Origin of the sequence: Pseudomonas sp. 9AZ, from assembly GCF_902506525.1 — a bacterium.
Classification (GTDB): domain Bacteria; phylum Pseudomonadota; class Gammaproteobacteria; order Pseudomonadales; family Pseudomonadaceae; genus Aquipseudomonas; species Aquipseudomonas peli.
Window position 1 is genome coordinate 973,258 of the sequence record NZ_LR733840.1, and the last position, 20,995, is coordinate 994,252.

Annotated in this window: 19 protein-coding genes and 1 other RNA gene; 1 reads left to right on the plus strand and 19 read right to left on the minus strand. The window is 61.0% G+C overall.

All coding sequences use genetic code 11. The annotated features are described in order from the left end of the window. Positions 1–91: 91 nt before the first annotated feature. Positions 92–1,018 (minus strand): M23 family metallopeptidase, encoded by a 927-nt coding sequence (locus tag ALTER154_RS04655; RefSeq protein WP_160085451.1) that lies wholly within the window; start codon positions 1,016–1,018, stop codon positions 92–94. A gap of 81 nt (positions 1,019–1,099) precedes the next feature. On the opposite strand from ALTER154_RS04655, the gene ALTER154_RS04660 reads away from it, so the two are divergent. After that, positions 1,100–1,555, plus strand: a complete 456-nt coding sequence (locus tag ALTER154_RS04660) for a DUF721 domain-containing protein (protein WP_160085452.1) — start codon at positions 1,100–1,102, stop codon at positions 1,553–1,555. Between the two features lie 82 nt (positions 1,556–1,637). Here the strand turns inward: ALTER154_RS04660 and lpxC are convergent, their stop codons facing one another. The 18 genes from lpxC to rsmI all read right to left on the minus strand — a co-directional run bounded on the left by lpxC (position 1,638) and on the right by rsmI (position 20,970). Then, positions 1,638–2,549 (minus strand): UDP-3-O-acyl-N-acetylglucosamine deacetylase, encoded by a 912-nt coding sequence (gene lpxC, locus ALTER154_RS04665; RefSeq protein WP_090249100.1) that lies wholly within the window; start codon positions 2,547–2,549, stop codon positions 1,638–1,640. Positions 2,550–2,661: 112 nt separating this feature from the next. Continuing rightward, positions 2,662–3,849: a cell division protein FtsZ gene (ftsZ, locus tag ALTER154_RS04670; protein WP_160085453.1), complete on the minus strand. Its 1,188-nt coding sequence runs from the start codon at positions 3,847–3,849 to the stop codon at positions 2,662–2,664. Positions 3,850–3,892: 43 nt separating this feature from the next. Then, positions 3,893–5,140: a cell division protein FtsA gene (gene ftsA, locus ALTER154_RS04675; RefSeq protein ID WP_090251236.1), complete on the minus strand. Its 1,248-nt coding sequence runs from the start codon at positions 5,138–5,140 to the stop codon at positions 3,893–3,895. Positions 5,141–5,160: 20 nt separating this feature from the next. Beyond that, on the minus strand, positions 5,161–6,036 hold the full coding sequence (locus ALTER154_RS04680; RefSeq protein WP_160085454.1) for a cell division protein FtsQ/DivIB: 876 nt from the start codon (positions 6,034–6,036) through the stop codon (positions 5,161–5,163). Positions 6,037–6,039: 3 nt separating this feature from the next. Further along, positions 6,040–6,990: a D-alanine--D-alanine ligase gene (locus ALTER154_RS04685; protein WP_160085455.1), complete on the minus strand. Its 951-nt coding sequence runs from the start codon at positions 6,988–6,990 to the stop codon at positions 6,040–6,042. Next, a complete protein-coding gene (gene murC / locus ALTER154_RS04690) occupies positions 6,987–8,396 on the minus strand; it encodes a UDP-N-acetylmuramate--L-alanine ligase (RefSeq protein WP_218585095.1) in 1,410 nt (469 codons plus the stop codon). Before murC ends, ALTER154_RS04685 begins: the two co-directional genes overlap by 4 nt. A 34-nt stretch (positions 8,397–8,430) precedes the next feature. Further along, a complete protein-coding gene (murG, locus tag ALTER154_RS04695) occupies positions 8,431–9,501 on the minus strand; it encodes an undecaprenyldiphospho-muramoylpentapeptide beta-N-acetylglucosaminyltransferase (RefSeq protein WP_160085457.1) in 1,071 nt (356 codons plus the stop codon). Further along, complete coding sequence (gene ftsW, locus ALTER154_RS04700) at positions 9,491–10,717, minus strand: putative lipid II flippase FtsW (RefSeq protein WP_090251240.1); 1,227 nt, start codon at positions 10,715–10,717, stop codon at positions 9,491–9,493. The genes murG and ftsW overlap by 11 nt, the downstream gene beginning before the upstream one ends. Further along, entirely contained in the window at positions 10,717–12,063 is a 1,347-nt protein-coding gene (murD, locus tag ALTER154_RS04705; RefSeq protein WP_160085458.1) for a UDP-N-acetylmuramoyl-L-alanine--D-glutamate ligase, read from the minus strand. Before murD ends, ftsW begins: the two co-directional genes overlap by 1 nt. 21 nt (positions 12,064–12,084) lie before the next feature. Continuing rightward, positions 12,085–13,167, minus strand: a complete 1,083-nt coding sequence (mraY, locus tag ALTER154_RS04710; protein ID WP_160085459.1) for a phospho-N-acetylmuramoyl-pentapeptide-transferase — start codon at positions 13,165–13,167, stop codon at positions 12,085–12,087. Further along, entirely contained in the window at positions 13,167–14,537 is a 1,371-nt protein-coding gene (gene murF / locus ALTER154_RS04715; protein ID WP_160085460.1) for a UDP-N-acetylmuramoyl-tripeptide--D-alanyl-D-alanine ligase, read from the minus strand. The genes mraY and murF overlap by 1 nt, the downstream gene beginning before the upstream one ends. After that, a complete protein-coding gene (locus tag ALTER154_RS04720) occupies positions 14,530–15,993 on the minus strand; it encodes a UDP-N-acetylmuramoyl-L-alanyl-D-glutamate--2,6-diaminopimelate ligase (protein ID WP_160085461.1) in 1,464 nt (487 codons plus the stop codon). Before ALTER154_RS04720 ends, murF begins: the two co-directional genes overlap by 8 nt. Next, complete coding sequence (locus tag ALTER154_RS04725) at positions 15,993–17,732, minus strand: peptidoglycan D,D-transpeptidase FtsI family protein (RefSeq protein ID WP_372239914.1); 1,740 nt, start codon at positions 17,730–17,732, stop codon at positions 15,993–15,995. Before ALTER154_RS04725 ends, ALTER154_RS04720 begins: the two co-directional genes overlap by 1 nt. Continuing rightward, the gene (gene ftsL, locus ALTER154_RS04730) at positions 17,729–18,022 is read right to left on the minus strand and encodes a cell division protein FtsL (RefSeq protein ID WP_090249124.1); all 294 of its coding nucleotides are present in this window, start codon (positions 18,020–18,022) and stop codon (positions 17,729–17,731) included. The genes ALTER154_RS04725 and ftsL overlap by 4 nt, the downstream gene beginning before the upstream one ends. Next, complete coding sequence (gene rsmH, locus ALTER154_RS04735; protein ID WP_178126324.1) at positions 18,019–18,960, minus strand: 16S rRNA (cytosine(1402)-N(4))-methyltransferase RsmH; 942 nt, start codon at positions 18,958–18,960, stop codon at positions 18,019–18,021. Before rsmH ends, ftsL begins: the two co-directional genes overlap by 4 nt. Positions 18,961–18,962: 2 nt before the next feature. Next, entirely contained in the window at positions 18,963–19,418 is a 456-nt protein-coding gene (gene mraZ, locus ALTER154_RS04740) for a division/cell wall cluster transcriptional repressor MraZ (RefSeq protein ID WP_090239869.1), read from the minus strand. Between the two features lie 309 nt (positions 19,419–19,727). Continuing rightward, an RNA gene (gene rnpB / locus ALTER154_RS04745) (RNase P RNA component class A) lies at positions 19,728–20,086 on the minus strand. 41 nt (positions 20,087–20,127) lie between these two features. Next, complete coding sequence (rsmI, locus tag ALTER154_RS04750; protein ID WP_178126358.1) at positions 20,128–20,970, minus strand: 16S rRNA (cytidine(1402)-2'-O)-methyltransferase; 843 nt, start codon at positions 20,968–20,970, stop codon at positions 20,128–20,130. Positions 20,971–20,995 lie beyond the last annotated feature (25 nt).

Below are 20,995 nucleotides of genomic sequence, written 5' to 3' on the forward strand. Positions count from 1 at the left end.
ATTGAGGGCGGCTGAGCAGCGACCCATGCAGCCTTTATGGCTGCGTGCGAAGGGGGCATTCTACCCGGAAACGCAAACGAGGAAAGCGGCGTTATTCGACGTCGTTAACCCGGGCTATGTAGCTGGCCGGATTGACCAGCCGGCCATTCTTAGTAACTTCGAAGTGCACGTGGTAACCACTGGCACGGCCGCTGCGGCCAACCTTGGCAATCGTCTGCCCGCGCTGAACCAGATCACCAATCTGCACCTGATTGCTTTTATTGTGCGCGTACAGGGTTGTGTACCCATCGGCATGGCTGATTTCAACAACATTGCCATAACCCGACCTCTTCCCCGCAAAACTCACCACTCCAGCCGCAACCGCTACCACATCACTACCTGGCTTGGCGGCAAAGTCCACCCCTTTGTGCTGAGTATTGCGCCCGGTGAGCGGGTGCACGCGACGACCGAATGGCGAAGACATATAGCCATGACGCACCGGCATGCCAGATAAGTATTCGGCCTCGTTGAGCTGACGCTCGCCGATCAGTTGCTCCAGCACTTCAAGCAGCTGCTCGCGACTATCCAGGCGTAAACTCAGGCGATCAAGTTCGTCCATAAAAGGCGGGGGCGCATACGCAGCGTCGCCCAATGCATCCTCCGCACCGCCCTGCCCCACGTTAAGCGAGAAGTCGAATTCATTGGCATCCAGGTCCGCCAGTTCGGTCAAGCGCGCACCCAGGGCATCCAAACGAGTGAGACGCGCCTGCAGCTCGGCCACATGCACAGCGAAGGCATCCAACTGCCGCTGCGCGTCACGGCGTACTTCGCCGACCTCGGCACGCTGCTGATCAATCGCCTGATTGAGCTGGGTGTCATCATGCACCTCAACCGTCGCAGGTGCCCACCAGGCACCAACAGCTACGCCACTGGCCAGTGCCGCGCCGAGCGCCAGCAGCAACGCCAGCAATAACCAGCGCAGATCCAGACTGAGTGAACGTGCAGCACCGTGGTGCCGACTGAGTAATATGATGTGCACGGCCTTCCCCTAGTGGTGAAGCGTCAGTCGGCAGCAGTGATTCTGCTACCATGGCAACCTCACTTTTTCAGGCGTCCTGCCATGACTTTTCGTCCTTTGCCGGCCCGGGCTCCCGCGGCGCTGTTGCGCGAAGCGAAACCCCTAAAGGCACTGTTCAATCAAGCGCAACGCATTGATCGCCTGCAGCACCTCTTGGAAAGCCAGCTGCAACCTGCTGCTCGCGAACACTGCCATGTAGCCTCATGGCGCGAGGGTTGCCTGCTATTAATCATCACCGATGGCCACTGGGCCACGCGCCTGCGCTATCAACAAAAACGCTTGTTGAAACAACTGCAGGCCCTTGAAGAGTTCGCGACCTTAACGAAGATCCTGTTCAAGGTGCAACCTCCGACTGCCGAAAGGCGTGCACCGGATCGCACAATCTGCCTATCCAGCAGCGCTGCCGAAAACATCCAATCCACTGCTGAAGGCATCAGCGACCCCAAGCTACGCGCGGCGCTGGAGCGCCTCGCCAAGCACGGCAAGCCCACTGAATAAGCGCATGGATAGCCGCTAAAATTTAGGCAAAAAAGAGGCCACCCGAAGGTGGCCTCGAAAACAAAGTAAGGAGAGTGTTGCTTTACACGGCCGCAACCGGGCGCATGTAAGAGATTGGCGCGGTGTTGGGGTCGTCAAACGTGACCACCTCCCAAGCATCAGGCTGCTCAATCAGAGTGCGCAGCAGGCGATTGTTCAGCGCGTGCCCCGATTTGAAGCCTTTGAACTCGCCAATCAGGCTGTTACCCAGCAGGTAGAGGTCGCCAATCGCATCGAGAATCTTGTGCTTAACGAATTCGTCCTCGTAACGCAGGCCGTCTTCGTTCAACACGCGGAATTCGTCTACCACGATGGCGTTATCTACGCTGCCGCCGAGCGCCAGGTTCTGTGAGCGCAGGAACTCGATATCACGCATAAAACCAAAGGTACGCGCGCGACTGACTTCTTTCACAAACGAGGTGCTGGAGAAATCAACGCTGGCTGACTGGGTGCGATTGCGGAACACCGGATGATCGAAATCGATCTCGAAGGTCACCTTGAACCCTTCGAAAGGCACGAAGGTGGCGCGCTTGTCGCCCTCTTCAACAGTGACTTCACGAAGAATACGGATGAACTGCTTGTGGGCGTCCTGCTCTTGCAAACCAGCAGATTGAATCAGGAATACAAAGGGACCCGCGCTGCCATCCATGATCGGTACTTCGGATGCGGAGAGCTCGACGTAGGCGTTATCGATGCCCAGGCCAGCCATGGCCGAAAGCAGGTGCTCTACCGTATCCACCTTGACATCACCATTGACCAATGTGGTCGACATGGTGGTTTCACCAACATTGCCTGCACGCGCGGGAATTTCCACGACAGGGTCCAAGTCGGTACGACGGAACACGATACCGGTGTCCACGGGTGCCGGCTTCAGGGTCAGGTATACCTTTTCCCCGGAATGCAGGCCGACGCCAGTGGCGCGGATAATGTTCTTCAGGGTGCGTTGTCTGATCATGGCTTTGGCCGCTATAGCACTAGTTGCGAATAGTTTTCAACAATGGCCGGCGATGATAGCAGAACCGGCCTTTGCTGAACACCAATCACCCCAATACTCCTGATACATTTCATTAATCAGCCTGACGACGCAGGAACGCTGGGATGTCCAGGTAATCCAGGTCATCTTGCGGGTTCAGCTTAGCCGCAGTGGCTGCGCCGCCGTGGCTTTGGCGCTGAACGGTTGGGCGCTCGTAGTCCTTGTAGTTAACGCTCTGCTCGGCACGCGCCGGGGCTGCTGCGTTGCTGCCAGTGCTGGCAGAAACTTGCACAGTATTGTCGATAACCTTGACCGGCTTCTCGATACGCGCACCCAGACCCGTGGCAACTACAGTCACGTGCAGCTCGTCGCGCATATCCGGATCGATCACAGTACCGACCTTGACGGTGGCGTGCTCGGAAGCGAACTGCTCAATGATGTTACCCACGTCAGAGTACTCACCCAGGGACAGGTCAGGACCGGCAGTGATGTTCACCAGGATGCCGCGCGCGCCTTGCAGGTTGACGTCTTCCAGCAGCGGATTACGGATCGCCGCTTCGGTAGCTTCACGTGCACGGTTCGGACCGCTGGCGCAGCCAGTGCCCATCATCGCCATGCCCATTTCGCTCATCACGGTTTTCACGTCGGCGAAGTCGACGTTGATCATGCCCGGACGTTTGATGATGTCGGAGATACCGCGCACGGCACCGGCCAGTACATCGTCAGCCTTGGCGAAAGCCGACAGCAGGCTGGCGTCTTTACCGAGGATGGTCAGCAGTTTTTCGTTCGGGATGGTGATCAGCGAGTCGACACTTTCCGACAGTGCGCGGATACCTTCTTCGGCGATCAGCATGCGCTTCTTGCCTTCGAACGGGAACGGACGGGTCACCACCGCAACGGTGAGGATGCCCATTTCTTTGGCAACTTGAGCGATGACTGGGGCTGCACCGGTACCGGTACCGCCGCCCATGCCAGTGGTAATAAAGACCATGTCGGTGCCTTGCAGCACTTCAGCGATACGCTCGCGGTCTTCCATCGCTGCCTGACGACCGACTTCTGGGTTGGCGCCAGCGCCGAGACCCTTGGTCACCGCAGTGCCCAACTGCAGCACGGTACGCGCGCCGATGTTTTTCAGGGCTTGAGCATCCGTGTTGGCGCAGATGAACTCAACGCCTTCAATGTTGTTTTTCGCCATGTGATTGACAGCATTACCGCCGCCGCCGCCCACGCCGATGACCTTGATAACTGCACTAGCTGGAGCGCTGTCTACGAGTTCAAACATTTTCCCTCTCCTTTACTTTCTAGTTATAACGCCTACTGCAAAATCAGAAATTGCCCTGGACCCAGCGTTTCAGCCGTTCCAGCACAGGTTGTTTGGGTTCATCGCTGTAGCTGCCAAGCGCAGACATGGAGATGCCATCGGCCTGCTTTTGCAGCCCGTACAGCAGCAGGCCTACGCCTGTGGAATAGATGGGGTTACGCACTACGTCGGCCAATCCTTTGACGCCTTGCGGCACGCCCAGGCGCACCGGCATATGGAAAATCTCTTCGGCCAGCTCGACGGCTCCTTCCATCTTCGCTGTACCGCCGGTCAGCACGATCCCAGCCGGGATCAGATCTTCATAACCGCTGCGACGTAGTTCAGCCTGAATCAGGGTGAACAGCTCGTCATAACGCGGCTCCACCACCTCAGCCAGGGACTGGCGCGAGAGGTCACGGGGTGGACGATCGCCGACGCTGGGAACCTTGATGGTTTCGCCCGCACCAGCCAGCTTGGCCAGCGCGCAAGCATACCGAATCTTGATCTCCTCGGCATACTGGGTCGGTGTACGCAGGGCCATGGCGATGTCGTTGGTGACTTGGTCGCCAGCAATCGGGATCACCGCAGTGTGGCGAATTGCACCTTCAGTGAAGATGCAGATGTCGGTGGTGCCGCCACCGATGTCGACCAGGCACACACCCAGCTCTTTCTCATCGTCGGTCAGCACCGCGTACGCCGAGGCCAGTTGTTCAAGAATGATGTCGTCCACTTCCAGACCGCAGCGACGCACACACTTCTCGATGTTCTGTGCGGCATTCACGGCACAGGTCACCACGTGAACCTTGGCTTCCAGACGTACGCCGGACATGCCCAACGGCTCACGCACGCCTTCCTGGTTATCTATCACGTAATCCTGCGGCAGGGTGTGCAGCACGCGCTGATCCGCCGGGATGGCCACGGCCTGGGCGGCATCGAGTACGCGCTCCAGATCCGCGGGGCTGACTTCGCGATCACGAATGGCAACGATGCCATGGCTGTTGAGACTGCGGATATGGTTGCCGGCCACGCCGACAAAGGCTGAGTGAATGCGGCAGCCAGCCATCAGCTGGGCTTCTTCTACGGCGCGCTGGATCGACTGCACGGTGGATTCGATATTCACCACCACGCCCTTCTTCAAACCGCGTGACGGATGGGTGCCGATGCCGACGATTTCCAGTTGGCCGTCCGCATTCACTTCACCGACCAGCGCCACCACCTTGGAGGTACCGATATCGAGGCCGACGATCATCTTGCCGCTCTGCACGTTTGCCATGGCTTTCATCTTCTCCTGATTCACTGCACGACAGCGGTTTCAGCCGCTGCGGGCGCTACCGGCTCACGCCATGCCACGGCAAGACCGTTGGCATAGCGCAGATCGATCCGCGCAATATTCGCTTGTTGCTCTTTCAAGGCCTTGTCGTAAATAGCCGTGAAGCGCCGCATTTTTTCCACCAGGTGGTCACGCCCCAGCAGCAGTTCAATGCCCTGCCCAGTGGAGAGGAACCAGCTGCCGCGTTCACGCAGCTCTAACCGAGCCACGGAAAAGCCCATGGGCCGCAGCATCTGACTGAGTACCTGGTATTGCTGCATCACCTGCTGCTGGGCACGACGCGGGCCATACAACTGCGGCAAGTGCTGGTAATTACTGACTTCCTGCGGGGCAAAGGCTTCGCCTTGGTTGTTCAACAGCGCCTCATCACCCCAGCGGGCAATCGGCAATTGCTCTTCCAGACGCACCACCAACTGATCAGGCCATATGCGGCGTACCTGAGCGCTGGCAATCCAAGGCATCAGCTCCAGCTCGTGGCGCAGGCTGAGCAGGTCGACACTGAAAAAGCTCGCATTGGCATAAGGCGCAATGCGCTCCTGTACCGCCTGCTGGTTGACGTAGCTGAGGTCGCCCTCAACGCTGATCCGCGCAATCGGCTGGTCGGCATAGGGCAACGCACGCAACGACAACTCATAGGTGCCGTACCCCAACGAAAGCAGCAACAGCGGCCAGGTCAGGCGCTTCAGCCAGCTGCCCATGCCGGTTAAACGGGCTTTTGGCAGGCTTATCCGCAGGCTGATCGGCTCCTTGGCCACCAAACGGCTGGCGCCGCGCTGCGCAGGCTTACCGCGCACGGGGGCGCGGTTCGAGCCTGGCTGGTGACGCAAGGTGGCCGTCATGACTTAACCCCGTGCCTCAAGGCTGTCGGCAAGAATCGCCAACACCAGTTGTTGAAAATCCAGACCCGCAGCACGGGCTGCCATTGGCACCAGGCTGTGGTCGGTCATGCCCGGCACGGTGTTGACTTCCAACAGCCAGAATTTGCCGTCGGCGTCTTGCATCACGTCTGCGCGGGCCCAGCCCTGGGCGCCCACGGCCTCACAAGCGCGCGCCGTAAGGTCCTTCAGCTCGGCTTCTTTTTCTGCCGTGAGGCCGCACGGGATGCGGTACTGAGTGTCATTGGCCAAGTACTTGGCGTCGTAGTCGTAGAAGCTGTGCGGCGTGCCGAGGGCAATCGGCGGCAGTACCTGACCGCGCAGCATGGCGATGGTGAACTCCGGACCGGCGATCATCTGCTCTACCAGCACCTGCGAGTCGTAGCGGCTGGCATCTTTCCAGGCGGCGATCAGCGCATCGACATCATTGACCTTGGCCATGCCAATGCTCGAACCCTCATGGGCCGGCTTGACGAACAGCGGAAAGCCCAGCTCGGCCGCCGCCGCATGGCAGTCGGCTTCGCAGGCCAGCGCCGCGTGGGCCGGCGTTGGCAAGCCGAGGCTCAGCCACACGCGCTTGGTGCGCAGCTTGTCCATGGCCAGCGCCGACGCAAGAATGCCGCTGCCGGTGTAAGGAATCCCGGCACACTCAAGCAAGCCCTGCATCGAACCGTCTTCACCACCACGGCCGTGCAGCACGATAAAGGCGCGGTCGATTTTCTCGGCTGTCAGGCGCTGCAGCAGATCATCGCCTGCGTCGATGCCGAACGCATCCACACCGGCAGCCAGCAGCGCTTGCAGCACAGCATTGCCGGACTTCAGCGAGACTTCACGCTCGGCGCTCTTGCCGCCGAACAGCACGGCCACGCGCCCGAAGGCGCTGACCGGAAATTGTGATTGCAGACTGGCAGCACTCATTTCGACTTACCTTCGGCCGCTCCGAACAGCGGACTTTGCAACAGTTGCGGAGCCAGGCCGCCGATATCGCCGGCACCTTGGCAGAGAAGAATGTCACCGGCACGCAGCAGCGGCTTGACGATGGGCGCGAGGTCCACACCGCGCTCGATATAGATCGGGTCGAGCTGGCCGCGCTGGCGGATGCTGTGGCACAGGTTGCGGCTGTCCGCACCCGGAATCGGTGCTTCACCGGCCGGGTAGACTTCCATCAGCAACAACACCTGAGCATCACCGAGTACTTGAACAAAATCGTCGTACAGGTCGCGGGTGCGGCTGAAACGGTGCGGCTGGTAAACCATCACAAGGCGGCGCTCCGGCCAACCACCGCGCACGGCCTTGATCACTGCGGCGACTTCGCGCGGGTGGTGGCCGTAATCGTCGACCAACATCACGCTGCCGCCGTCCACCGGCAGCTCACCGTAGACCTGGAAGCGTCGACCCACACCCTGAAACTGCGACAGGCCCTGGACGATGGCTTCATCACTTATGCCTTCGTCGCTGGCGATGGCGATGGTTGCAAGGGCGTTCAGCACGTTGTGGTTGCCCGGCATGTTCACTGACACGTCCAGCGGCTCGCGGTCGCGGCGCAGCACGGTGAAGAAGGTTTGCATGCCCTGCTGACGCACGTTGATCGCACGCACGTCGGCATCTTCATCAAAGCCGTAGGTTACGGTCGGACGGGCTACCTGCGGCAGGATCTCGCGCACTATCGGGTCATCCACGCACATCACCGCCAGACCGTAGAACGGCAGGTTGTGGAGGAACTCGATGAAGGTTTTCTTCAACTTGTTGAAGTCACCGCCATAGGTGCTCATGTGGTCCATGTCGATATTGGTGACCACGGAGACCATCGGCTGCAGGTGCAGGAAGCTGGCGTCACTCTCATCGGCTTCGGCGATCAGGTAACGGCTGCTGCCCAGCTGCGCGTTGGTACCGGCTGCATTCAGGCGGCCACCAATCACAAACGTCGGGTCCAGGCCGCCTGCGGCGAACACCGAGGCCAGCAGGCTGGTGGTGGTGGTCTTGCCATGAGTGCCGGCAACAGCAATACCGTGGCGATAGCGCATCAGCTCGGCGAGCATCTCAGCGCGTGGCACCACGGGGATGCGACGCTCAAGGGCCGTGGCCACTTCCGGGTTGCTGGTATTGACCGCGCTGGAGACGACCAGCACGTCGGCCTGTTCGGCATTCTCGGCGCGGTGGCCAATGAATATCTGCGCACCGAAGGTTTCCAGGCGCTCGGTCACGGCCGAGGCCTTGAGGTCGGAACCGGAGACTTCATAACCCAGATTGAGCAGCACTTCGGCGATACCGCACATGCCGGCACCACCGATACCGACGAAGTGGATACGGCGAATGCGGCGCATGCGGCGGATTTCCGAACGTGCAGCGGCGGGAGACTTAGCCACGGGCCACCTCCAGGCAGATATCGACAACGGTGCAGGTTGCATCGGGCTTGGCCAGACGACGAGCCGTCTGCGCCATTTGAGTGAGTTGTTCGGGGTGCATCAAAACCTCGGTCAGCTGCGCGGCCAGCTTGGCGGCGTCAGTGGAACGTTGTGGCAGCAGTACGGCAGCGCCGGCACTGGCCAGATAATCGGCATTACGGGTCTGGTGATCATCGATCGCGTGTGGCAGCGGCAGCAGGAATGCTGGCAGGCCGGCGGCGGCCAGTTCGCTGACGGTCAAGGCGCCTGCGCGACATACCACCAGATCGGCCCAGGCATACGCCCGCGCCATGTCCTTGATAAACGGCGCGACCTGCGCTTCGACGTCAACCGCGCGATAGCGTTCAGCAGTAATTGCATCATGTTGCTTGCCGGCCTGATGGAACACTTCAGGGCGCAGCTCGGCTGCTACAAGCGCCAGGGCTTCGGGCAGCAATTTATTCAACGGTTCGGCGCCCAGGCTGCCGCCCAGCACCAGCAAACGCGGCTGGCGGTTGCGCAGCGAATCACGCGGGGTTTCCAGGAACAGTTCTTCACGCACCGGATTGCCGGTGGTGCGACGCTTGTCGCTGTTGCCAAAGGTATTCGGGAAGGCTTCGCAGACGCGGCTGGCGAACGGCACCAGGCTGCGGTTAGCGGTACCGGCAACAGCATTCTGCTCGTGGATGATCAGCGGCGCGCCGCTCATGCGCGCGGCCAGGCCGCCAGGACCGGTGACATAACCGCCCATCCCCAACACGCACACCGGCTGCAGTTCACGCATTACCTTGCGCGCCTGGAACAGCGCCTTGATCAGCTGGAACGGTGCTTTCAGCAGCGACAGCTTGCCCTTGCCACGCAAGCCAGTGACGTCGATCAAATGCAGCGGAAGACCGGCCGCCGGCACCAGTTCATTTTCGATGCCGCGCGGCGTACCCAGCCAATGCACGCTGTAGCCACGCGCCTTGAACTCACGGGCGCAGGCCAGCGCCGGGAATACGTGCCCGCCAGTGCCGCCGGCCATGATCAGCACATTACCGCGCATGCTGAACCTCCTCGGCGGACTGACCTTCGAAGAAATCCGACTCTTTGAAGTCAACGTCTTCATTGCCCAACTGGGTGCGACGCTCCCACTCGATACGCAGCAGCAGCGCCAGGCTGACGCAGCAGATCACCAGCGAGCTGCCGCCGTAGCTGAGGAATGGCAAAGTCAGACCCTTGGTCGGCAGCAGACCAACGTTCACGCCGATATTGATCAGCACCTGACCGATCCACAGGAACGCCAGGCCGTAGGCCACATAGGCCGAGAAAAACTGCTTGGCCTTCTCCGCCCACAGGCCGATATACAGGGCGCGCACGCTGACGAAAACGAACAGGGCGACGGTAATCAGTGCACCGACCATGCCCAGCTCTTCGGCCAGTACGGCAAACACGAAGTCGGTATGTGCTTCCGGCAGGTAGAACTGTTTCTGCACGCTGTTGCCCAGACCGACGCCGAACCATTCACCACGACCGAAGGCAATCAGCGCCTGGCTCAGCTGGTAACCGGCACCGTACTGATCAGCCCAGGGGTCGACGAAGTTGGTCAGACGCTCCAGGCGATAGGCCTGGCTGGTCATCACCAACACGCCAAGGCCGAGAACGCAGGCCGCCAGCGGAATAAAGCGCAGCAGGTTGACCCCGCCGAGGAACAGCATGGCGATGGCCGCGCCAACCAGGACCACGGTGGCGCCGAAGTCCGGCTCGGCCAACAGCAGCGCGGCAATCGGGCCCAGTACCAGCATCGGTTTGATAAAGCCGGTGAGCTTCTCACGTACTTCTTCCTGGCGACGCACCAGGTAGGCGGCGATGAACATCACGCTAAACAGCTTGGCCAACTCGGATGGCTGCAGGTTGAACACGCCCAGGCCGATCCAGCGCTTAGCACCGTTGACCTCACGACCAATGCCCGGCAGCAGTACCAGAATCAGCAGCACCACCGCCGCCAGCAGCAGCATGCCGCTGTAACGCTGCCACAGCGCCATAGGCACCAGCAGGGTCACCAGCGCAGCGCCCAGGCCAATGGCCAGATAAATCAGGTGGCGAATCATGTGGTACAGCGGGTTACCCGATTGTACTGCCGCCACTTCCGAGGAGGCCGAGGCGATCATCACCAAACCCAAGCCGAGCAGCGCCAGGCAACCGGCCAACAATGGGAAGTCGATATCGATACCGCGACGGGTATGCAGCGGAGAAGGCGCGGCGAGCAGGCGGGCCAGCATCATTGCAAACCCTCCACGGCCTGGGCGAACAGACGCCCGCGCTCTTCGAAATTCTTGAACATGTCCAGGCTGGCGCAGGCCGGCGACAGCAGCACAGCATCGCCCTGTTCAGCCAGTTCGGCAGAGCGCTGTACAGCCTCTTCCAGGGTCTTGACCCGGATCAGCAGTGCGGCGTCGCCCAGCGCCTCAGCCAGCAGCTCGGCATCGCGACCGAGTAGCACCACGGCGCGGCAGAACTTGCCGACCGGAGCTTTCAGGGCTGAGAAATCCGCGCCCTTGCCATCGCCACCGGCGATCAGCACCAGTTTGCCGGCGATATCCGCACCCAGGCCTTCGATAGCGGCCAGCGCGGCACCGACGTTGGTGGCCTTAGAATCGTCGTAGAAGCTCACGGCATTGCGCTCGCCAACCCACTGACAGCGATGCGGCAGGCCCGCGAACTGTTTGAGGGTGGCCAACATCGGCTCGAACGGCAGGCCCACAGCATGACCCAGCGCAAGCGCCGCCAGAGCGTTGGACTGGTTGTGCGCGCCGCGAATCTTCAGTTCACGCACCGGCAGCAGCGCAGCGAACTGGTACGCCAGGAATTTTTCGCCGTCCTCTTCGAGCAGACCGAAACGCTTGAAATCCGGCTTGCCCAGGCCGAAGTACCAGCACGGCAGTTGATCGGCCACCAGCGGACGCGACAAGGCGTCATCGCGGTTCACCACCACCTGCCGCGCGCCACGGAAGATGCGGTGCTTGGCCAGGTGATAAGCCGGCAGATCGGCGTAGCGATCCATATGGTCTTCGCTGATGTTCAGGCAGGTCGCCACTTCAGCATTGAGCTGGTCGGTGGTTTCCAGCTGGAAGCTCGACAGCTCCATGACGTACAGCTCGATCTCATCACTGAGCAGGTCCAGCGCCGGCGTACCGAGGTTGCCGCCGACGGCAACCTTCTTGCCGGCCGCAGCCGCCATCTCGCCGACCAGGGTGGTCACGGTGCTCTTAGCGTTGGAGCCGGTAATCGCCACGATCGGCGCCTTGGCATAACGGGCGAACAGGTCGATATCGCCCGAAAGCTTGACCCCACGCGCAGCGGCAGCCTGCAGCGCCGGGGTGGCGAGGGCCAGGCCCGGACTGACCAGCAGCTCACTGGCGCGGCAGAGGAACTCGACATCCAATTCGCCACAACGCACTTCAACCTGCGGGAACTGCTCACGCAAGGTGGCGAGCTCCGGCGGGTTGGCACGGGTGTCGACCACGGCAAACGGCAGGCCCTGGCGCGCGAGGAAGCGCACCAGGGACATGCCGCTCTTGCCGAGGCCGACAACGATGCGGAAGTGGTCAGAAGCGATCAGGGTCATGCTGTTATAAATCCTCAGTCCTCAACGCAGTTTCAGGGTGGCAAGGCCGATCAACACTAGGATCACGGTGATGATCCAGAAGCGCACGATCACGCGCGGCTCGGGCCAGCCTTTAAGTTCAAAGTGGTGATGGATCGGCGCCATGCGGAACACGCGCTTGCCGGTCAGCTTGAAGCTGGCGACCTGGATGATCACCGACAGGGTTTCCACCACAAAGATGCCGCCCATGATGAACAGCACCACTTCCTGACGAACAATCACCGCGATGGTGCCCAGGGCCGCGCCCAGCGCCAGCGCGCCGACATCGCCCATAAACACTTGCGCCGGGTAGGTGTTGAACCAGAGGAAACCGAGACCCGCACCGACCAGGGCGGCGCAGAACACAATCAGCTCACCCGCACCCGGCACGTAGGGAATAAACAGGTATTCGGCGAACTTCACGTTGCCTGACAGGTAGCAGAAGATGCCCAGCGCGCCGCCGACCATCACGGTGGGCAGGATGGCCAGACCGTCGAGGCCGTCAGTCAGGTTGACAGCGTTGCTCGAGCCGACGATGACGAAATAAGTCAGTACGATAAAGCCGACACCCAGCTCCAGACCGAAATCCTTGATCATCGGCAGAATCAGGGTGGTTTCCACCGGGCTCTGCGCGGTCATATAAAGGAAGAACGCAGCACCGAGGCCGAACACCGACTGCCAGAAATATTTCCAGCGGCTCGGCAGGCCCTTGGAGTTCTTCTCGATCACTTTGCGGTAGTCATCCACCCAGCCAATGGCGCCGAACAGCAAGGTTACGGCCAGCACAACCCAGACATAACGGTTGGACAGATCAGCCCAGAGCAGGGTGCTGACGGCGATGGCCGAGAGAATCAGCGCGCCACCCATGGTTGGCGTGCCTTTCTTCGACAGGTGCGACTGCGGGCCGTCGTTACGTACCGACTGGCCGATCTGACGAATCTGCAGGGTGCGGATCATCCAAGGGCCCAGCCACAACGACAGGGCCAGGGCGGTAAGCACGCCGAGGATGCCGCGCAGTGTCAGGTACTGAAACACTGCGAAACCCTTGTGGAACTGTTGCAGGTACTCCGCCAGCAGCAGCAGCATTAGTGAATCTCCCCGGATGTGCCACACAGCGCCGCTACGACTTTTTCCATCGCCGCACTGCGTGAACCTTTAATTAGAAGGGTGGTGTCGCCCTGCTCGCCTTGCAGCGCAGCAATCAGGCTGGGCTGGTCGGCAAAATGCCGACCCTGTGTGCCGAATTCTTCAATGGCATACGCCATCAGGGGACCAACGGCATACACCGCATCGACCTTACCGAGCGCATAGCTGCCGACCTGGCGATGGCCCTGCTCGGCCCACGCGCCCAGCTCGCCGATATCGCCCAGCACCAGCACACGGCGGCCAGGGAAACCGGCCAGGATATCGATGGCTGCGCAGACGGATGTCGGATTGGCGTTGTAGCTGTCGTCGATCACGCGCAGGCCGTTCGGCGCAATCTGCGCAACGGCGCGGCCTTTGACCGGTTGCAGGCTTTCCAGCCCGGCCTTGATCGCCGCAGGGACCAGGCCCAGCGCCTGGGCAGCCGCCGCCGCAGCCAGGGCATTGGCGACGTTGTGTTCGCCGAGCAGGTTGAGCTGAATACGTGCCTCACCGCTGGCGCAATGCAGGGTAAAGGCTGAGCAGCCACGGGCGTCGCGGGCCACTTCGCTGGCATAAACGTCGGCCGCCGGATTAACCAAGGCGAAACTGCTGACGCGGCGACCTTTGGCGCGCTGTTGCCAGATGGCAAAGGCCCGATCATCAAGGTTGAGCACGGCCACACCGCTTTCGCTCAGGCCTTCGAGTATCTCGCCCTTGGCTTCAACAATTTTCTCAGGGCCGCCGAATTCGCCGACATGCGCAGTCCCGGCATTATTCAGCACGGCCACTTGCGGCTGGGTCAGGCCAACGGTGTAGGCAATCTCGCCGACATGGTTGGCGCCCAGCTCGATCACCCCGGCAACATGCTCAGGCGCTAGCTCCAGCAGGGTCAGCGGTGCGCCAAGATCGTTATTCAGGTTGCCACGGGTGGCCAGCACCGGACCTTGCAGACCCTCGCGCAGGATGCTGGCGAGCATTTCTTTGACGGTGGTCTTACCGCTGGAGCCGGTAATCGCCACCACAGGTGCGTTGAATGCCTGACGATTGAGCGCACCCAACTGACCCAGGGCCAGACGGGTATCGGCGACCAGCAGTTGCGGCAGCGGCTCACCCGCCACTTCACGCTCGACCAGTGCCGCCACAGCACCTTTGCTGGCGACTTCAGCCAGGTAGTCATGACCATCAAAGCGCGGACCGGCCAGGGCGACGAACAGCTGGCCAGGCTGAATCGCCCGGCTGTCGCTGCTAACTGCGCTGAATGCCACATCGATACCGATCACCCGGGCGCTCAATGGGCCAGCCACTTCGCTCAACCGCAGCGCCTTAAGCATGCGCCACCTCCCATGCGGCCAAAGCGTTGGCCGCTTCGACCAGGTCGGAGAATGGCTGACGCACGCCGTTGATTTCCTGATAGTCCTCATGCCCCTTACCGGCCAGCACCAGTACATCATCGGCAGACGCGCTGGCGATTAGCTGAGCAATCGCCTGACCACGGCCATGGACGAACTGCACGGCCTCAGGTGTGACGAAACCTGCTCGAATGTCACTGAAAATCTTTGCCGGCGCTTCGGTGCGGGGATTGTCATCGGTGACCAGCACTGCATCGGCTAGACGCTCAACCACCGCGGCCATCAGCGGGCGCTTACCGTTGTCACGGTCGCCACCACAGCCGAACAGGCAAAGCAGGCGGCCTTTAACATGCGGACGCAGGGCTTCGAGAACTTTTTCCAAAGCATCCGGAGTGTGTGCGTAGTCCACCACCACCAGCGGCTGCTTGCCGCCCCCCAAACGCTGCATACGACCGATAGGGCCTTGCAGCTGCGGCAGCACCTGGAGAATTTCATCCAGTGGGTAATCCAGCCCCAGCAGCGTGCCGACCACTGCCAGTAGGTTGCTCAGGTTGAAGCGCCCGAGCAGTGAGCTGCGCAGGCTGCCTTCGCCGCGCGGGGTGACCAGCGTGGCGCGCACGCCCTGCTCGTCAAACTGCGCATCGCGGCAATACAGATAGGCTTCGGCATCGCTCAGGCTGTAGCTGATCAGGCGCGACTCGTGCTCAGCAGCTGCCAACTCACGACCAAAGGCATCGTCCAGATTGAGCACCCGGCAACGCAGACCCGACCAGGCAAACAACGCGGCTTTCGCCTCGGCGTAGGCTTGCATCGAGCCGTGATAGTCCAGGTGATCACGGGACAGGTTGGTCAGCACCGCCACATCAAATGCCAGCGCCGCAACGCGGCCCTGGTGCAGGCCGTGGGACGACACTTCCATCGCCACCGCGCGCGCGCCGGCGTTTTTCATGTCCGCCAATGTCGCCTGCACGCCGATCGGATCCGGCGTGGTATGACGGCCCTGTTCAAGCGCGCCATAAAAACCATTGCCCAGGGTGCCGACAATGCCGCAGCGCTCGCCCAGCAGGTCCAGAGCTTGTGCCAACAACTGGCTGACGCTGGTCTTGCCGTTGGTGCCCGTAATACCGATCAAATGCAGGCCACGGCTTGGCTCGCCATAGAAGCGCCCAGCAATCGCCGACAGCTGATTGGCCAGGCCCTTAAGCGCGACCAATTCAGCGCTGTGCGCGGTCATCACCGCGGCACCTTCGGCTTCATAAGCCACGGCGGCGGCGCCACGGGCAACCGCATCAGCGATGTGCACGCGGCCGTCCTGCTGGGTGCCGGGCACGGCCAGAAACAGGTCACCCGGACGCACCTTGCGGCTGTCCAGGGTCAATTCACGAATCAGTGTCGAGCTGGCGGCTTGCGGCAGTAACTGATTAAGGGGCATGGGCATCAGATACGCCCTCCTTTAACGGGTGCGGCAGCGGCGGTTTCGACCTTCACGGCTTCAGGTTCTGGCAGGTTATCCGGTGCGACATTCATCAAGCGCAGTGCGCCAGCCATGACCTTGCCGAACACCGGAGCAGAAACCAGGCCACCGTAGTAGCCCCCTTCGCTCGGCTCGTCGATCATGATCACGGCGGCGATACGCGGGTTATCGATTGGCGCAACGCCGGCAAAGAATGAGCGGTACGCCTTGTCGACATAGCCCTTGCTGCCGGTTGCGGCTTTACGTGCGGTGCCGCTTTTGCCGCCGACGTGGTAGCCCGGCACCTTGGCCCGCGCGCCGCCGCCGCCCGGTTCTTCAACCACGGACTGGAGCATGCCGAGCACGGTCTTGGCGATCTGCTCATCAATTACTTGGGTCGTAACCGGCTGGCGATCCAGGCGCACCATCGACAGGTTTACGTTCTTGCCATCGTTGCCCAGCACCGAGTAGGCGTGCGCCAGTTGCACAGCGGTCACAGAGAGGCCGTAGCCGTAAGCCAGGGTGGCGGTCTCGGCCTGTTTCCAGACGCGGTAATTGGGCAGATTGCCGACGCGCTCGCCGGGGAAGCTCAGACCCGTGTCCTGGCCCAGGCCGACTTGTTGCATCACGGCGTAAATTGGCTCGGCGCCGATATCGAAGGCCACCTTGCTGATACCGACGTTGCTCGACTTCATCAGAATCTGGGTGAGATTAAGCACGCCGCCGCGCGACACATCACGAATGGTGTAACGACCGATACGCAGGCTGCCGGGGGCGGTGTCTACGGTCATTTCCGGGGTCCAGCGACCCGAGCCGAGGGCGGCAGCGATGGAGAACGGTTTAACGGTCGAACCCGGCTCAAACACGTCGATCATCGCGCGGTTGCGCATAGCAGCCGGCTGCAGGTTACGGCGATTGTTCGGGTTGTAGGTCGGCTGATTGACCATGGCCAGCACTTCACCGGTCTGCACATCGAGCAGCACCAGGCTGCCGGCTTTGGCACCGAACTCGGTCACGGCGTTGCGCAGCTCGCGGTGTGCGAGGTATTGCAGGCGCAGGTCAATCGACAATGCCAAGGTCTTACCGGCCTTGGCATTCTGAGCTACCTGGACGTCTTTGATCAGCCGCCCGCGGCGATCCTTGAGCACCTGGCGCTTACCGGGCACGCCAGCCAGCCAATCCTCGAAGGCCAGTTCCATGCCTTCACGGCCACGGTCATCAATGTCGGTAAAGCCCACCACATGGGCAGCCACCTCACCTGCTGGGTAGAAGCGGCGGAACTCTTCAATGCCATACACGCCCGGCACTTTCAGATCGAGAATTCGCTGACCCTGCTCAGGCGTCAGCCCGCGCACGAGGTACATGAACTCGCGCTCGTGTGCAGCCGCCAGGCGTGCGGAAAATGTCTTGGGGTCCTGTCCCAAAGCAGCCGCCAAGGCATCCCACTTGGCCTTACCGCTCTGCAGTTCCTTGCCATTGGCCCACAGGGTGGTCACCGGGGTACTGACAGCCAAGGGCTCGCCATTACGGTCGGTAATCAAACCGCGATGCGCCGGAATCGGGATATGCCGCACGCTGCGCGCGTCACCATGGGCCTGCAGAAAGCTCTGATCGAATACTTGCAGGTCGACAATACGCCAGGCAATCGCGCCCACCATCAGTGCCAGCAGCAGCAGCACCAGACGGAAACGCCAAGGGTAGAGTGCACCTTCAAGGCCCATCATGGCGCCACCATCCGCACTTCGGCGGCATCAGGGATACGCATGCTTAGGCGCTCAGTGGCCAGGGCTTCGATACGGTTGTGCGCGGTCCAGGTGCTTTGCTCGAGGATCAAGCGCCCCCATTCAGCCTGCGCTTTGTCGCGCACACTGAGCTCGGCATACAGTTCATTAAGCAGCTGACGGTTCCAGTGCGCGCTGTAGGAAACGCCCACCGCAGATACCAGCACAGCCACAAACAACAGCAGCATCAGCAGACTGCCGCCGGGCAATGGCTTGGCGAATAGCGCGCTCATCGCATTTTCTCTGCAATGCGCATCACCGCACTGCGCGAACGCGGGTTGACTGCGAGCTCGGCTTCGGAGGCAAATACCGGCTTACCAATCAGCTTCAAGCGTGGCTCGAAGGCTTTCGGGATGATCGGCAGATCGCGCGGCAGCTTGTCCATCTCACCCTTGGCATGCTTGCGCATAAAGAGTTTGACGATGCGGTCTTCCAGCGAGTGGAAGCTGATCACCACCAGGCGGCCGCCCACTTCGAGGTTCTCCAGAGCGGCTTCAAGGCCACTTTCCAGATCACCCAATTCGTTGTTGATATAGATGCGCAGGCCCTGGAAGGCGCGAGTTGCCGGATTCTTGCCCTTTTCCCAGGCCGGATTGGCGACGGTCAGCACCTGAGCCAGGTCGGCGGTGCGGGTAAACGGCTGCTCGGCGCGGCGCAACACCACGGCACGGGCCATGCGCTTGGCAAAGCGCTCTTCGCCGTACTCTTTGAAGACGCGCGCGATTTCTTCTTCGGCGGCGCTGGCAATAAAATCGGCGGCGCTAACGCCCGCATCCGGGTTCATGCGCATGTCCAGCGGGCCGTCATTCATAAAGCTGAAGCCGCGCTCGGCGTCATCCAGCTGCGGCGACGACACGCCCAAGTCCAACAGAATACCGCTGACTTTGCCTGCTAGAGCGCGCTGCGCCAGTTCGTCACCCAGCTCAGCAAAGCTGCGCTGCACAACGACAAAGCGGCCGTCTTCGGCCGCCAGCGCATCTCCCGTCGCAATTGCCAGGGGATCCTTGTCAAACCCTAGCAAGCGACCGTCTGGCCCGAGCTTTTCCAAAATCAGCCGGCTATGCCCGCCACGCCCGAAGGTGCCATCCAGGTAGCAACCGTTCGCGCGCACAGCCAGCCCTTCGACAGCCTCGTCGAGTAGCACGGTGATGTGGCGGAAATTGCTAGTCATGGTCACAGGATCAGGTCACGTAGGTCGTCAGACAAAGCACCCGGTTGCTTGATCGCCGCCAGATCGGCATCGGCCACAGCATTCCAGGCATCTTCATCCCACAGTTGGAATTTATTGAGCTGGCCGACCAGCATCGCGCGCTTGTCCAGCTTGGCGTACTCGCGCAGACGTGGCGGCACCAGGAAACGACCACTGGCATCCAGCTCAAGATCAACAGCGTTGCCGATCAGCAAACGCTGCAGGCGGCGGTTTTCTTCACGGAAGGAGGCGAGTTCGCGGAGCTTGGCTTCAATCAGCTCCCACTCGGACAGTGGATAGACACACAGGCAGGGGTCAATGGCATCAATCGTGACGATAAGCTGGCCGGAGCAACGCGACACAAGCTCGTCCCGATACCGACTTGGCATCGCGAGTCGCCCTTTGGCGTCGAGACTGATGGCGTTTGCTCCGCGAAACACGATCGCGTTTCCCCTTTTTTATTAGCTATCCGTGCCTAAGAAACCCACTTTGTGCCACTTCTTACCACTCGCGCACACTATAGGAACGCACGCCCCCCACCGTCAAGGCACGCTTGGCGGGAAAAATCCTTATAGAACGGCGATTTAGCGAACTTTGAGAGGGGCAAAACGGAGAAATAACGCGAAGTAATGGATGTAAAAATGAGCATATGCAGCGCGTTGCACTACGAAGTTAAAGTAGTTTGTTAAGAGTAAGATTTTTTCGGTCTTAGAAAGGAGGCGAAACAGTGAAGCGGATAAATGAGGAAGGTGGAGAGTCGATCTGTAAGCCGGGTTCTGTCGAGGACAGTCATTCCTCTACGACGTACATCACTGCACGCCTTTAGCAACCTACCCGGTTCCAGCGCGGGCCACGCCAATGGAACCCTATTTGGTCTTGCTCCGAGTGGGGTTTGCCTAGCCACGAACTGTTACCAGTCGCGCGGTGCGCTCTTACCGCACCTTTTCACCCTTACCGGCACCGAAGCGCTTAGGCGGTTATTTTCTGTGGCACTTTCCGTAGGCTCACGCCTCCCAGGCGTTACCTGGCACTCCGCCCTATGGAGCCCGGACTTTCCTCCCCCGCATTACGCAGAACGCAACACGGCAGCGACTGTCCGATCGACTCTCCGCGGGCAAGGTTAACGGCCTGCGCCCTATAGAACAAGGTTTAAACGTCTTTCTGCTGCTCCAGCGCCACCTGATAGAGCAGGTTCTTGCGCACTCCGGTAATCTCTGCCGCCAGCGCTGCCGCGCGTTTCAGCGGCATTTCCGCCAACAGCAGATTCAACACACGCATGGCTTCGGCACTGACAGCCTCGTCGCCTTCCGGTGCCTGCCAACCCGCGACCAGCACCACACATTCGCCGCGCTGTTGATTACTGTCGGCAGCCACCCAAGCGGCTAGCTCAGCCAACGGCATACCCTTGAGAGTCTCGAAAGTCTTGGTCAGCTCGCGCGCCAGCAACGCGGGGCGCTCATCGCCAAACACCAGCTGCATATCCTGCAGGCATTCGAGGATGCGATGCGGCGCCTCATAGAAGATCAGCGTGCGCGGCTCTTCCTTTACCTGCCCCAAGCGCGCGCGTCGTCCTGCCGCCTTGGCGGGCAGAAAACCTTCGAAAATAAAACGATCCGACGGCAAGCCTGCAGCAGACAACGCAGCAATCAGTGCGCAGGCACCCGGCACTGGAACCACGGCAATGCCAGCAGCGCGCGCCTGGCGCACCAGGTGATACCCAGGATCGGAAATCAGCGGCGTACCGGCATCGGAGATCAGCGCCACATCGTCCCCCGCCAACAGCCGCGTGAGAAAACGTCCGCCCTGATCGCGCTCGTTATGCTCATGACAGGCTGCCAGCGGCGTACCGATGCCAAAATGCTGCATCAGGCGTGCGGAATGGCGGGTGTCTTCGGCAGCAATCAGAGCCACGCTGCGCAGGATAGTCAGCGCGCGCGCGCTGATGTCATCGAGGTTGCCGATGGGTGTAGCAACCACATAAAGACTGCCCAAAGGCGAATTCGCAGCAGCGGAAGTG